Origin of the sequence: Neomegalonema perideroedes DSM 15528 (genome assembly GCF_000374145.1) — a bacterium.
Taxonomy (GTDB): Bacteria; Pseudomonadota; Alphaproteobacteria; order Rhodobacterales; family Rhodobacteraceae; genus Neomegalonema; species Neomegalonema perideroedes.
Genome location: NZ_KB893653.1, coordinates 806,491 through 819,182, shown reverse-complemented (window position 1 = coordinate 819,182; position 12,692 = coordinate 806,491). Strand labels below are relative to the sequence as shown.

The following is a 12,692-nucleotide window of genomic DNA, read 5'->3' as shown; positions in this document are numbered from 1 at the left end:
TTCACAAGGCCCCTTCCCATGCCCAGCCTGCTCCGCAAGCTCGACCATCCCGTTTTGCTGCTCGTGATCACCATGCTGCTTTGGGGCGGCAACTCCGTCGTGGGGCGGGCCGTGCGCGAGGATATTCCGCCCGTGACCCTCGCCTTCTGGCGCTGGACGATCGCGGCGGCGGTCGTGGCGCCTTTCGTCTGGCGTCAGTTCATCAAGGATCTCCCCGCGCTGAAAGCGGGCTGGAAGGAGACCTTGCTCCTCGGGCTGACCGGAGTCGCGCTCTTCAACACCTTTCTTTACGAGGGCCTGCGCCACACCACGGCGATCAACACCCTGACTTTGCAATCGGCGATTCCGGCTCTGGTGCTGGTCATCGGGGCGCTGATCTTCCGCGAGAAGATCCCCGGGCGCATCTGGGGAGGCGTGCTGCTCTCGATGCTGGGCGTGCTGGTCATCGCCACCCATGGCGAGATCGGGCGCCTGACGCATCTGGGCTTTGGAATCGGCGAAGTCTGGATGCTGGCGGCGGTGGCCGTCTACGCGCTCTACACCGCCGCCTTGCGTCTGAGGCCGAAGAACGCCCATCCCATGAGCTTCCTGCTCGCCACCTTCCTGATCGGCGTGATTTTTCTGGCGCCTTTCTATCTCTGGGAGCGCGGGGCGCGGGGCGGCGTGGATCTGACGCCGACCACTCTGGCGGCCTTCCTTTACGTGGGGCTTTTTCCCTCGCTCATCGCCTATATCGCCTTCAACCGGGCGGTGGAGGCCATAGGCGCCCCCGCCGCCAGCCCCTATCTGCATCTGACGCCGCTCTTCGGCATTCTGCTGGCGATGGTCTTTCTCGGCGAAAGGCCGGAGGCCTATCACTTCATCGGCGGCGCCTTCATCGCGGCGGGGATCTTCTGGGCCACCCGCAAGGTCAGGACGCAGGAGACTTAGGCGGGCGCCGCGCCAGACGCATCAGCGCCCGGACGCCCTTCCCCGGCTCCTCGCGCAATTCGAGGTCGCCGCCATGGAGCCGCAGAATCCGCCGCGCCAGCGAAAGGCGCATCGCGGGGAGCGAAAGCTCCGGCCAATCCTCGGAATCGCGCGGGACGGCCAGAGCCTCGGCGAATTCCGGCGGCAGAGCCAGCCCCGCCCCGCAAGTCCGGATGCGGATTTCTCCGGCGTCGCATTCCGCCTCCGCCCGCACGATCTGGCCGGGACGGGCGTTGCGGATCAGGGCGCCCACCGCGTTATAGACGGCGTGGCCCAAACGCGGCGGATCGGCGAGCACCTGGCCGAGATCCGGCAATTCGACCTGAAGCGTCACCTCGCGCGCCGCCGCCTGCTGGCCCAGCCAGGCGAAGATCGGCCCCAGAGTCTCGGAAAGCTCGACGGGGACGAACTCCAGCCGCTCCGCCTCCGAGACGATGCGGGCGTAGTCGATCAATTCGTCGACCCATTGGCGCAATTCCTGCGCCGCCACCCGGATCTGACGCGCCGCCTCGGTCTGGGCGCCCGCCAGAGGCCCGCGCTCGCCCTGCTCCAGAGCATTGGCGAAGCCCGAGATCACGCTGAGCGAGCCGCGCAGATCCCGCCCCGCCGAGCCGATGGCCTGAAGCACCCGGGGCTTGAGCGACGGAGCCCCCGCCCTGCGCTCTCCCATCCCCAGAGCCCCGGCGGCGGAAGCCTCCTCCTCGATGGGCAGGGTGGTGAGCAGGGTCGCGCCGTCGGGCAGAGGGGCCGCCGCCATCTGCACCGTCGCGCCGTCGCGCCGCCGCAGAGTGCGCCGCCAGAAACGCCGCGATTCGCCCGCCCCCGCCACTTGCGCCACCACGCCGTCCCACATGTCCGCGTCGGGATGCAGCTCCGCGCAGAGCCGCGCGATCTCGGCGATATGCGGCCGCGCGCCGCTGAAGTCCGGCAGGCTCCAGATCTCCAGAAAAGCCTGATTGGCCAATTGCAAGGCGCCGTCGGAGCCAAAGAGCGCCACGCCCTCGCGCAGATGCGAGAGCATGGTCTTCTGGCTGGAGCGGGCGGATTTATACTGGCTCTTCAGCGCGAGGGTCTCGGTCACGTCCTCGAAGACGGCCAGAGCCCCGCCTAAAGGATGCGCCCGCCAGCTCGCATGGACGGTGCGGCCGTCGGGGCGATGCCAATAGGAATCGAAGATCTGCTGTCCGGTCAGCCCGCGGATCTGCTGAAGCTGTTCGGCGCGCCAGAGGCCGTAATCGCGCTCCTCGGGCAGACGGCGGCGGGCGCGCAGATGGTCGAAGACCTCCGAGAGCGTCGGATGGGCGTCGATCTCGGCGTCGCCCATGCTCCAGAGCCGCGCCATGGCCTGATTGCAGGAGGACAGGCGCTCGTCGCGGTCGAAGACGCCGATCCCGACGCGCATGGCGTCGAGAGTCTGCTCATAGGCTTGTTTATAGCGGCGCAATTCGGCGTCGGCCTCGGCCTCCGGCGTGAGGTCGAGGGCGTAGCCGAGAGAACCTTCTTCGGTCGGGATTTCGAAGAGGTCGAAATTGCGCACCGCCCCCCCGACCACCAAAGGCCGGCGCCGCCCTTTCTGAATCCGGCCCGTCTCGCGCGCCAGACGCGCCAAAGCCGCCGAGCCGGATTTCTCGCCGGACAAAAGCTCCACTTCGGCGGCCACGGCGGCGGCGGGAGTCTCGGCCTCCACCGCGCGGGCGTAGGCCATGTTGGTCCAGGTCAGACGCCCCGAGCGGTCGCGCCGCCAGTAAAGGACCGGCGCCTGATCCAGAACCGCCTGAAGCCGGGTCCGCTCGCGGGCGTCGACGGCGGATTGCTGCGCGGCCACGGCCAATTCGCGCCGGGCCTCGGTCTCGTCGAGCAGCCGCACCACGGCGCGTCCGCCCACCGTGCGGCCCTCCACGCGGCGCAGGCGCCCGTCCACGCAGGAGACGTCGAAGTCGAAGGCGCTGCCCCGCTCGCAGAGCCGCCGCATGGCCCCCGCCAAAGCCCCCGCCGCCTGAGGCGCGGCCACCGCCTCCGCCGCCAGACGCCAGGCGTTCACGCCCCGCTCGCCCGCCAGACGCCGCGCCGCGCCCTCGGCGAAGCCCACCGCTCCGGCCAATTCGTCGCCGCGCCAGATCAGGGCCCCGTCGGCCCGCGCGAGGGTCAGGGCCTCCAGAGCTTCAGAGGCGCGGGCTTCGGAGAGCCTTCCGGCCTCCGCGGCTTCGGTCAGCCGCCGCAGACGCGCCCTCAGGCGAAAAGCCCAAAAGGCCAGCAAGGTCGCCAGAGCGAAGGCCCCGGCGGTCAGAAGCTCGACGGGGGCGAAGGATTCGGCGGCCTGCGCCTGCGCCTGCGCGAAGAGCAGAGGCTCGCCTTCTTCGGCGGCCTCCTGCGCCCGCAAGGGCCAAGCCGACCCCGCGAGCCAAAGCGCCGCGCCCGCCCAAAGGCGCGCGCGGGTCCGTCGGAGGCCGCCCGCCGCCCCGCAGGAATCTTCTGATGCGTTCGAATCCACAAGGCCCCCCAGAAGGCCTGCAAGCCCCTCGCGGAGCGCCAGCCGCTCCGCCTTTCCGCCCCGAAAGCCGGAAGGCGAAGACTAGCCCGCTCCGAAGCCCGGACAACCCCCTCTGGCGTATGGCGCTAGGCCGCCGCCGGATCCTCCGCGAAGACGGATTGCGCGAGCAGCCGGTCCGCGGGCCAGAGGATTTCGACCACGGCGCCCTCCAGCGGCTCCCCCTCCTCAGGGCGCGCCGGACGCGCCGAGCGGTTGGGCCGGGCGTTGGCGAAGCGCACCCGCGCCCCGCCGCGCTCCAGAAGGGTCTTGGCGATGAAGACGCCGAGCCCCATGCCTTCGTAGCCCTCGCGCGGAGAGCCCCCCGCCTCGCGGGCGCGGGTGGAGGCGTAGGGCTCGCCCAGCCGCGCCAGAGCCTCCGGCGAGAAGCCCGGCCCGTCGTCGCAGATGCGCAGACGCAGCACTTTGCCCCCGTCGAGCGCCGCCTCGACCCGCACGCGGGATTCCGAGAAATCCATGGCGTTCTGGAGGAAATTGCGCAGGGCGTGCAGAATGGCCGGACGGCGCTCCACCGGCAAAGAGGCCGCGCCGCCCATGATCTCCAGACGGCGGTCGCGCGGCGTGACCGGACCCGCCGCCTCCTCCAGAAGCGCGCGCAGGCTGATGACGTCGAAATGGCCCTCGGCGTCGGCGCGGGCCGTGGCCAGCTTGGCGAGGATGCCCCGGCAGCGCTCCACCTGAGCCCGGATGAAGGCCGCCTCCTCCGCCTGATCGGGCTGGGCCTTGAGGTCGCGCTCCATCTCCTTGGCCGCCATGGCGATGGCCGCCAGAGGCGAGCCCAATTCATGCCCCGCCGCCGCCGCCAAGGTGCCGATGGCCGCTAATTTCTGCTCGCGGGCCAAAGCGGCCTCGGTCGCCGCCAGAGCCGAGGACATGCGCTGCTCCTCGCCCGTCAGGCGCCGCACGTGCACCGCCACGAAGACCACCCCGATGGCCAGAGCCGCCGCCACCCCCGCCCGATGCAGCTCGGGGATCTGGAGGATGGTCAGCCCGTCGGCCCGCCTCAAAGGCCACGCCCAGAGATACAGCGCCACGCTCAGCGCCAGCGAGACCATCCCCGCGACCAGAGTCGCGCGCTGTGTCAGCACCGCCGCCGCCACCACCGAAGGCGCCACGAAGAGCAGACAGAAAGGATTGTCGAAGCCGCCCGTGAACCCGAGCAGCAAAGCCAGTTGCGCCGCGTCGAAGAGCAGCCAGCCCAAAGCCCCCCGCTCGGAGAGCCGGGCGTTGGGCGGCAGAACCACCATCGCGATGAGGTTGAACCAGACCAGCGCCAGAACCGCCATGACGCAATGCAGCACGGGAATCTGAAAGCCGAGCAGCCAGCCCACCGTCAGCGCGCCCACCTGCCCCGCCGCCGCCAGCCAGCGCCAGAGCAGCAGATGGCGCGCCAGAACCAAAGGCTCGGGCTCCGGCGCGAAGACCGAGCGCAGCCCCAGCATGGCGCGGGGCCTCAGGCGCGGCGTCGGACGCGAGATCAGGCTGAAGCCGCGCTCCGCCCCGCCGGAGGTCGTCGGCGCAGCCGAAGCCTCAAGAGGAGGGACGGAGGAATCGGCCATCTTCACGCCGCGCGAGAGGCGGCGGGCTCCTGAGTCAGCAGGAGATAGGCGCTGCGCGCGTCGGGCGCTCCGCGCAGATTGGCCCGCGTCTCCGCATGACGAAGCGTCCGGGAGATCCGCGCCAGAGCCTTGAGATGCTGCGCCCCGGCCTCTTCGGGAGAGATCAGGGCGAAGACGAGATCCACCGGCGCGTCGTCGCCCGAAGCGGGCGTCTCGCGTCCGTCCGGCGCGATCTGGAACGGAAGGCTCCAGTCGCGCAACGGCTTCTCCAGCCGCAGAAACAGGCCGAGGGCCTGATCTATCCCTTTGAGTCGGGCGTGGGGCATGGCGACTCCGTCGCCGACCCCCGTGGCGGCCAGGGCCTCGCGGCGGCGCAGGGAGTCGAGCGCGTATTCGCGCCCCACCCCGCTCCGTCGCGCCACGCGCGCGGCGATCTCGGCCATGGCTTCTGCTTTATCCGACGCGCGAAAATCCAGAACCACCGCCTGTTCGACGGCTTCCCCAAGCAAATCGCTGATCCGCATCGTCTCACACCTATGCCTCGGGCGCCGCGGCGGGAAAGCCCGCCCCGACGCCGCCTCCACCTGACCGCCCCCTCAAGGACGGCGGCTTCTCATCTCCCCTGAGCGGCGCCCTTCGGGTCGATCCAGCCGATATGGCCGTCCGGGCGCCGATAGACGACGTTCAGCTCCCCATGCGCCTCGTTGCGGAACATGAGGACGGCTTCGTCCGCCATCTCCATTTGCAGCACCGCCTCGCCCACGGTCAAGGACGGGATGCTCGATTTCGCCTCCGCCACCACCACGGGCTGGAGCGCGGCCTCGCCTTCGAGGGCGTCCGGCGCCTCGTCGTCGCCATAGGCGGTGAGGATGAAGGAGGTCGCCGGCTCCAGACGATTCACGCCGCCCTTGCGGCGGGTGGAATGGGCTTTGAGGCGGCGCTTATGCCGGCGCACCTGCTTTTCGACGCGCGCGGCGGCCTGTTCGAAGGCGGGATAAATGTCGGCGGCGCGGCCCTCGGCCTGAATCGTCAGACCCGTGGAGAGCTTGACCGTGACTTCGCTGCGATAATTCTTCGCGGCGTCCCGGGAGAAAGTCGCCTCCGTCTCAAGCGGCTCATCGGCGTATTTCGTGACGACGGCGAGGATTTTCTCCTCGACATGTTTCGGCAGCGAATCGCCCACGTCGATCTGACGGCCCGTGACTTTCATCCGCATGATGGCCTCTTTTCCTTGTTGAGCGGCGCGAAGCGAGTCCGCGTCCCGCTTTTCTCCCTCTGGTTTCTCTCCCGACGCGAATCCGGCGCGGGAAAGAAGCCGACGCCTACGGACGACCTCGGTTCTCTCTGGAGATCCCGACCCGCCCTTCTCTGAGAATGGAGGCGGACCCCGGAGGTTTCAAGACCTAATCAGGCGAGGACGCCGCCCAGACGCCTTCTGCGGACGGATGAGGGAATATTCATCGATTCCCGGTATTTGGCCACCGTGCGCCGGGCGATGTCTATGCCGTCGGCGCGGAGGGCCTTCACGAGGTCGTCGTCCGAGAGCGGCGCGCCCTGCGCCTCGGCGTCGATCATGCCCTTGATGCGGTGGCGCACGGATTCGGCCGAGAAGGCCGCGCCGCCGTCGGCGGAGGCGATGGCCGCCGTGAAGAAATACTTCAGCTCGAAGACGCCCCGATTCGTGCCCATGTATTTGCTCGAGGTCACGCGGGAGATGGTGGATTCATGCATCTCCACGGCGGCGGCCACCGTCTTGAGGTTCAGAGGCCGCAATTCGCGCACCCCATAGGCGAAAAAGCCGTCCTGCTGACGCACGATCTCCGAGGAGACCTTGAGAATCGTCCGCGCCCGCTGATCGAGGCTTTTCACCAGCCAATTGGCGGTCTGCAGCTTCTCGGCGATGTAGGACTTCACCTCGCCTTTCTTCTCGCCGCCGCTGATTCGGGCGAGATAGCGCTGATTCACGATGAGCTTCGGCAGAGTCTCGCCGTTCAGCTCCACCGTCCAGCCGCCATGCTGGTCGGGGCGCACGAAGACGTCGGGAATCACCGGCTGGCTCGGCTCGCCGCCGAAGGGGCGGCCCGGACGCGGCTCCAGACGCCGGATCTCGGCGAGCATGTCGGCGAGGTCTTCGGCGTCCACGCCGCAGAGCTTCAGCAGCTTGGCCTGCTCGCCCTTGGCCAGAAGCTCCAGATTCTGCAGGAGCTTGGCCATGGCCGGATCGAGCCGGTCCCGCTCGGCCAATTGCAGCCCGAGGCATTCCGCCAGATCCCGCGCGCCCACGCCGGTCGGGTCGAAGCCCTGCAGCAGCTTCAGCGCCTCCCCGACCTCCGCCGCGCCCGCGCCGAGCCTGTGGGCGGTCTCCTCCAGATCGGCGCGCAGATAACCCGCCTCGTCCACCGCCTCGACGAGATCGGCGCAGATGAGCTTCACGATCCCCGGCGCCCGCGTGAGCCCCAGCTGCGCCAGAAGATGCTCGCGCAGATTGGCCGATTCGGCGAGGGTCTCCTCGACGGCGGACCCCATCTCCTCGAATCGCGAATCGCCGCCCTTGCCGACGTTGCTCCAGTCGCCGCCCGCGTCGCCGGGGGCGGGGCCGTCGGAATCCGCGATGGAGCGGTCGGCGTAGAGATTTTCAAGCCCGGTGTCGAAGGTCTCCTCGGCGAGGGCCAGACGATCCTCGCGCAATTCGGAATCGAGGCCCGCGGGCTCCGCGGAGGCGGCGTCCGCGGGCGGCGCGTCGGCGGGAGGCTCCTCGCGGGGGGCGTCGGCGTGCGGCTCGACCACCTCCAGCAGGGGATTCTGCTCGATCTCCTGAAGGACGAACTCCGAAAGCTCCATATTGGACATCTGCAGCAGCTTGATCGCCTGCTGCAGCTGCGGAGTCATGACGAGCTGCTGGCTCTGACGGATTTCAAGGCGGGGAGCGAATGCCATGGCGCGACCTCAGCCCCTTCCGGAGCGCGAGAGGCTCACAGACGGAAGCCTTCGCCCAAGTAGACCCGCCGCACCACCTCGTCCGCCACCAAAGCCTCCGGGACGCCCTCGCGCAGCACCGAACCCTCGTGCAGGATATAGGCCCGATCCACCACGCCCAAGGTCTCGCGGACGTTGTGATCGGTGATCAGAACGCCCACGCCCCGCGTCTTGAGCTGCGCCACCAGCCGACGGATCTCGTCCACCGCGATGGGATCCACGCCCGCGAAGGGCTCGTCCAGCAGGAGATAGGAGGGCTTGGAGGCCAGAGCCCGCGCGATCTCCAGACGCCGCCGCTCGCCGCCCGACAGCGCCGCCGAAGGCGCGTCGCGCAGACGCTCGATGGAGAATTCCGCGAGCAGCCGCTCCAGAGTCTTGCGGCGCTTGGCGGCGCTCGGCTCGACGATCTCCAGAACCGCGAGGATGTTCTTCTCCACGCTCAGGCCGCGGAAGATCGAAGCCTCCTGAGCGAGATAGCCGACGCCCATGCGGGCGCGTTTGTGCATCGGCAAGGCCGTCGCGTCCCGACCTTCGATCAGGATGCGTCCGTAATCCGCCGGCGCCAAACCCGCGATCATGTAAAAGCATGTCGTCTTCCCCGCCCCGTTCGGCCCCAAAAGTCCGACCGCCTCCCCGCGCCGCAGCGTGAGGCTGACGTCCCGGACCACGGCCCGGCCCCTGAAGCTCTTGCCGATCCGGTCGACGACGAGCCCTTGAGCCGCTTCGGCGCCCCAAGCGCCCGCCGCGGCCCGCGCGGACCCTTCGTCTTCGGCCATGCTGCCCGGCCCTCCTTTAGAATTCGCTATGCTCAAGAGTTTACGTCATCGACCTTCGGGACGGAACAGCGTCTGCACGCGGCCGCCTTCGAGGCGGGCCTGTCCGCTGTTCAGGTCGATGCGCAGGCGGGGTCCGCGAATCACGTTCTCGCCCTGCGTGAGAATCACGTCGTCGCCCATGAGCGCCACGCCGCCCGCCACGTCGTATTCGGCCCATGAGCCTTGAGCGGTCTCGGAGCCGTTGGTGATGAAGACGTCGCCCTCGGCGCGCAGGCTGCGGATCGCGCCCTGAGCCCCGGAGGCCGCGCTCGCCCCGCCGTCTCCGGCGTAGACCACCTCCACGCGCTGAGCCTGAAGGCGCAATTCGCCCTGACGGGCGTCCACGCCGCCGGAGAAGACCGCCCGCTGCTCGCTCTGGCGGACTTCGAGGGAATCGGCGGCGATCTCGATGGGCAGATTCGGATTCTGGCGGAAGCCGCCGAGCGCCCCCAGGCCCGCCTGGCCCAGAGCCGGAGCCGCCGGGCTGAAGGCGGCGAGCAGCGCCAAGGCCGCCCAAGCCCGCCCAAGGCGGCGCGGCGCGGGACTCGTCTGGGGGGAGTCAGTCATCGGGGATCTCCTCGCTGGACCTCGCCGGGGCCGAAGAGCCGCGCGCGGCGGCGGGCAGCACGGTCATGCGCACGCGCCCCTTGAAAAGCACATTGCGGGCGTCTCCGTCCAGAGCCTCCAAAGACTCGGCCGAGATCTCGCCCGCCGGACCCGCCCCCTGCACCGGCGCCAGACTGCTCGCCGCCTGAGTCCGCCCGTCGAGCCGCGCGGCCTCGGTCTCCATCCAATATCCCTCCTCGGACTCGACCCGCACGCCCTGAGTCAGGGTCAATTCGCGGCTCTCGGCGAGGAATTCGCCGCCCCCCGCCTGAAGCCGCAAAGGCGCGCCGTCGGCGGCCTCGAAGCGGCCCTCCAGCGGCCCTATCCGCACGAGCTTCGGCTGAGGCCCGTCCGGCTCGGCCCAATCCGCCGCCAAGGCGTAGGCCTCGCCTTGGGCGGTGCGGCCCGAAAGCCGGGGGCCTGTCAGACGCAATCCGTCCTCCAGCGCCTCGCGGTCCTGAGGCGACAGCACGATCAGCGGCGCCGAAGGCCGCGAGGAGGCGAGGAAGACCCCGAGGAAAGGCGCCGCCGCCGCCAGAGCCCAGAAGGCCGTCCGCCAGCGGCGACGGCTGCGCGGCGCGGCGGGAGGCGCGGCGGCGGCCGTCATTTCACCCCGGCGCGCAAGCAGTCGTGGATATGCAGCAGCCCCACCGGACGCGCCCCCGGCCCGTCGGCGTCGACCACGAAGAGCGCGGTCACCTTGCGCTCGTTCATCACCGCCACCCCCTCGACGGCCATGGCCCCGCGCCGCACGGTGAGCGGCGTGGCGGTCATCACCTCGGGGATGGAGAGATCCAGAAGCCCGACGATATGGCGCCGCAGATCGCCGTCGGTGATCACCCCGACCAAAGCGCCCCGCCCGTCGACCACGCCCACCAGCCCGAGGGCCTTGGCGGTGATCTCGCGCACGGCCTCCTCCATCTCCGCGTCGACCGAGATCAGCGGCAGGCTCTCGCCCGCGCGCATGAGATCCTCGACCCGCAGCAGGGCCGCCCCCAAGGTGCCGCCCGGATGCAGCATGCGGAAGCGGTCCGGATTGAAGGCCCGGCGCTCCATCAGCGCCACCGCCAGAGCGTCGCCCAGCGCGAGGGTCATGGTGGTGGAGGTGGTGGGCGCCAGCCCCATGGGGCAGGCCTCGGGGGCCTTGGGCAGGATCAGAGGGACGGCGGCGGCGCGGGCCAGCGTGCTTTCCTCCCGGGCCGTGATCGCGACGATCGGAATCCGCCAGCGTCCGGCGTGGCTCAGCAGATCGAAGAGCTCCTTGGTCTCGCCGGAGTTGGAGAGGATCAGAGCCACGTCCTCGGCGGTGACCATGCCGAGATCGCCATGGCTCGCCTCGGCGGGATGCACGAATTGCGCGGGCGTCCCCGTCGAGGCCAGCGTGGCGGCGATCTTGCGCCCCACATGGCCGCTCTTGCCGATGCCCGAGACGATCACGCGCCCGCGCACGGTCATCAGCAGATCGACGGCGGCGGCGAAGCGGTCGTCCAGCGCCTCGGAGAGGGCGAGGATCGCCTCCGCCTCGACCTTCAGCACGCGGCGGGCCACGGAGAGGTCGGCTTCGGATTGCGGCTTGCGCGCGGCGGAGAGAGGAAGAGCCAGAGCGGGGGTCATGCGGAACGCCTAATGTTCGAACAAATCCGACTCGGGCCAGCCGGCGAGATCCAGCCGCGCCCGGTCGGGCAAAAACCGGAAGCAGGCCTCGGCCAGATCCAGACGCCCTTCTCTCTCAAGACGGGTTTCAAGCTCGGCCTTCAGCCGATGCAAGTAAAGCACGTCGCCGGCGGCGTATTCAAGCTGCGCGGAAGTCAGCGTCGGGCCGCCCCAATCCGAGCTTTGCTGCGCCTTCGAGACGTCCACGCCGAGCAGCTCGCGGCAGATCTCCTTGAGCCCATGGCGGTCGGTGTAGGTGCGGCAGAGCTTGGAGGCGATCTTCGTGCACCAGACCGGACGCGCGGTCGCGCCCAGAGCCTTGTCTAAAACCGCGATGTCGAAGCGCCCGAAGTGAAAGAGCTTCAAAATCCGGGGATCGGCCAGCAAAGCCGCCAGACGCGGCGCGTGGATCGGGCCGGGCGCGAATTTGACCAGATGCGCCGTCCCGTCTCCGGAGGAGAGCTGCGCCAGACACAGCCGGTCGCGATGCGGACGCAGCCCGAGAGTCTCGGTGTCGACGGCCACGACGGGGCCGAGGTCGAGGCCGGCGGGCAAATCGCCCTCATGAAGACGAATGACGGTCATGCGGCGAAATCCAGAGCGCGGACCCATCAGGCGCAGGCGCCGCGCGGGTTGCGGAGATCCGAAGCCGAAGGCTCTGGAAACGACGAAGCCCGCAGGAGCCTGCGGGCTTAAGGTCGAGGGGGCGGGTCGTCGGCTGTGATCGAGGACTTCGCCTCTTCGCCTCGACCCGTCCGGAATTTTGGTGCCCAGAAGAGGACTCGAACCTCCACGCCTTGCAGCGCTAGTACCTGAAACTAGTGCGTCTACCATTCCGCCATCTGGGCGCCGCTTGTCGCGACGCCGGGGAGATAAGGCCCCCGCCGCCCCTTTGTCAAGGCCCGGATTCTCGGAAAGCGCCGGTTTGCGCGCTTTTCGACGGCCGCCCCGGGCCGGAGGCGCCGCCTTTCAGAGGGCGTCGCTGCGCAGACGCACGGAGGGACGCGCCTCGGCGAACTCCGGCCGCCAGTCGAGCCCGGTCAGAGCGCAGCGGGCGGGCTGGCCCAAAGGCGCGCGCGAACCGTCGTGCGGCGCCATGAAGCCCAGCCCCTGCGCCACCTGAACCGAACCAAGCCGCAGAACCGCCGATTCGGCCGCCGCGCGAGACGAGCCCTTCGCCGGCTTGCGGACGTTCGCGAGCCCATAGGCGCCGCAGAGCTTCAATTCGCCGTCCTCCTCCACCGCCTTGGCGAGAAAGAGCATATGGCCGCCCTCGCCCCAGGGCAGGGCCGCGAGGCGATAATCCAGATCGATGGCCTGAGCCGCGGCGCGCGGCGGCGGCTCCGTCGTCGTCGCGCAGCCGATCAGAATCGCCGCCGTTCCCCAAACCGCCAGACGCGCAGGCATCCCGCTCCCTCCTCGCCGAAAATCTCCGCCCCGAGTTCGTCAGAATGCGGCGCTTTTCCCAAGGCGGCAAGAGGCCGCGCCTGATCCGCAGCGTTCAAAAATAGAAGGATCCTCAGGGAAAACAGCAAGCTTGAGGGCGGGCCTCACGTCAAACGCGAA

General features: G+C 69.5%; 12 protein-coding genes and 1 tRNA gene. 1 reads left to right on the top strand and 12 read right to left on the bottom strand.

Annotated elements, in window-relative coordinates; genetic code table 11:
- Positions 1 to 18: 18 nt before the first annotated feature.
- A complete protein-coding gene (locus tag B161_RS19510) occupies positions 19 to 930 on the top strand; it encodes a DMT family transporter (protein ID WP_040789248.1) in 912 nt (303 codons plus the stop codon).
- Here the strand turns inward: B161_RS19510 and B161_RS0103910 are convergent.
- The 12 genes from B161_RS0103910 to B161_RS0103855 form a co-directional block, all read right to left on the bottom strand.
- On the bottom strand, positions 911 to 3,460 hold the full coding sequence (locus B161_RS0103910; RefSeq protein WP_018632067.1) for a sensor histidine kinase: 2,550 nt from the start codon (positions 3,458 to 3,460) through the stop codon (positions 911 to 913). The genes B161_RS19510 and B161_RS0103910 overlap by 20 nt on opposite strands.
- A gap of 125 nt (positions 3,461 to 3,585) precedes the next feature.
- Positions 3,586 to 5,076: an ActS/PrrB/RegB family redox-sensitive histidine kinase gene (locus tag B161_RS16605; RefSeq protein ID WP_083922856.1), complete on the bottom strand. Its 1,491-nt coding sequence runs from the start codon at positions 5,074 to 5,076 to the stop codon at positions 3,586 to 3,588.
- Positions 5,077 to 5,078: 2 nt separating this feature from the next.
- A complete protein-coding gene (locus B161_RS0103900) occupies positions 5,079 to 5,600 on the bottom strand; it encodes a PTS sugar transporter subunit IIA (RefSeq protein WP_018632065.1) in 522 nt (173 codons plus the stop codon).
- An 89-nt stretch (positions 5,601 to 5,689) separates the two neighbouring features.
- Positions 5,690 to 6,292 carry a ribosome hibernation-promoting factor, HPF/YfiA family gene (hpf, locus tag B161_RS0103895; RefSeq protein WP_018632064.1) on the bottom strand — a complete coding sequence of 201 codons (603 nt, stop codon included), beginning with the start codon at positions 6,290 to 6,292 and terminating at the stop codon, positions 5,690 to 5,692.
- Between the two features lie 191 nt (positions 6,293 to 6,483).
- Positions 6,484 to 8,013 (bottom strand): RNA polymerase factor sigma-54, encoded by a 1,530-nt coding sequence (gene rpoN / locus B161_RS0103890; RefSeq protein ID WP_018632063.1) that lies wholly within the window; start codon positions 8,011 to 8,013, stop codon positions 6,484 to 6,486.
- Positions 8,014 to 8,048: 35 nt separating this feature from the next.
- Positions 8,049 to 8,828, bottom strand: a complete 780-nt coding sequence (gene lptB, locus B161_RS0103885; protein WP_018632062.1) for an LPS export ABC transporter ATP-binding protein — start codon at positions 8,826 to 8,828, stop codon at positions 8,049 to 8,051.
- Positions 8,829 to 8,873: 45 nt separating this feature from the next.
- Positions 8,874 to 9,434: an LptA/OstA family protein gene (locus B161_RS0103880; protein WP_018632061.1), complete on the bottom strand. Its 561-nt coding sequence runs from the start codon at positions 9,432 to 9,434 to the stop codon at positions 8,874 to 8,876.
- Positions 9,427 to 10,080 carry an LPS export ABC transporter periplasmic protein LptC gene (gene lptC, locus B161_RS18565; RefSeq protein ID WP_018632060.1) on the bottom strand — a complete coding sequence of 218 codons (654 nt, stop codon included), beginning with the start codon at positions 10,078 to 10,080 and terminating at the stop codon, positions 9,427 to 9,429. The genes B161_RS0103880 and lptC overlap by 8 nt, the downstream gene beginning before the upstream one ends.
- Positions 10,077 to 11,087 carry a KpsF/GutQ family sugar-phosphate isomerase gene (locus B161_RS0103870; RefSeq protein WP_018632059.1) on the bottom strand — a complete coding sequence of 337 codons (1,011 nt, stop codon included), beginning with the start codon at positions 11,085 to 11,087 and terminating at the stop codon, positions 10,077 to 10,079. Before B161_RS0103870 ends, lptC begins: the two co-directional genes overlap by 4 nt.
- A gap of 9 nt (positions 11,088 to 11,096) precedes the next feature.
- Positions 11,097 to 11,711 (bottom strand): ribonuclease D, encoded by a 615-nt coding sequence (locus B161_RS0103865; RefSeq protein WP_018632058.1) that lies wholly within the window; start codon positions 11,709 to 11,711, stop codon positions 11,097 to 11,099.
- Positions 11,712 to 11,890: 179 nt separating this feature from the next.
- Positions 11,891 to 11,974, bottom strand: a tRNA-Leu gene (locus tag B161_RS0103860).
- A gap of 121 nt (positions 11,975 to 12,095) precedes the next feature.
- Complete coding sequence (locus tag B161_RS0103855; protein ID WP_018632057.1) at positions 12,096 to 12,533, bottom strand: hypothetical protein; 438 nt, start codon at positions 12,531 to 12,533, stop codon at positions 12,096 to 12,098.
- Positions 12,534 to 12,692: the final 159 nt, after the last annotated feature.

Coding starts and splice junctions, on each gene's coding strand:
- rpoN (WP_018632063.1), bottom strand. CDS start 8,013: ATGGCATTCGCTCCCCGCCTTGAAATCCGTCAGAGCCAGCAGCTCGTC.
- B161_RS0103880 (WP_018632061.1), bottom strand. CDS start 9,434: ATGACTGACTCCCCCCAGACGAGTCCCGCGCCGCGCCGCCTTGGGCGG.
- B161_RS0103855 (WP_018632057.1), bottom strand. CDS start 12,533: ATGCCTGCGCGTCTGGCGGTTTGGGGAACGGCGGCGATTCTGATCGGC.
- B161_RS0103865 (WP_018632058.1), bottom strand. CDS start 11,711: ATGACCGTCATTCGTCTTCATGAGGGCGATTTGCCCGCCGGCCTCGAC.
- lptC (WP_018632060.1), bottom strand. CDS start 10,080: ATGACGGCCGCCGCCGCGCCTCCCGCCGCGCCGCGCAGCCGTCGCCGC.
- B161_RS16605 (WP_083922856.1), bottom strand. CDS start 5,076: ATGGCCGATTCCTCCGTCCCTCCTCTTGAGGCTTCGGCTGCGCCGACG.
- lptB (WP_018632062.1), bottom strand. CDS start 8,828: ATGGCCGAAGACGAAGGGTCCGCGCGGGCCGCGGCGGGCGCTTGGGGC.
- B161_RS0103870 (WP_018632059.1), bottom strand. CDS start 11,087: ATGACCCCCGCTCTGGCTCTTCCTCTCTCCGCCGCGCGCAAGCCGCAA.
- hpf (WP_018632064.1), bottom strand. CDS start 6,292: ATGCGGATGAAAGTCACGGGCCGTCAGATCGACGTGGGCGATTCGCTG.
- B161_RS19510 (WP_040789248.1), top strand. CDS start 19: ATGCCCAGCCTGCTCCGCAAGCTCGACCATCCCGTTTTGCTGCTCGTG.
- B161_RS0103900 (WP_018632065.1), bottom strand. CDS start 5,600: ATGCGGATCAGCGATTTGCTTGGGGAAGCCGTCGAACAGGCGGTGGTT.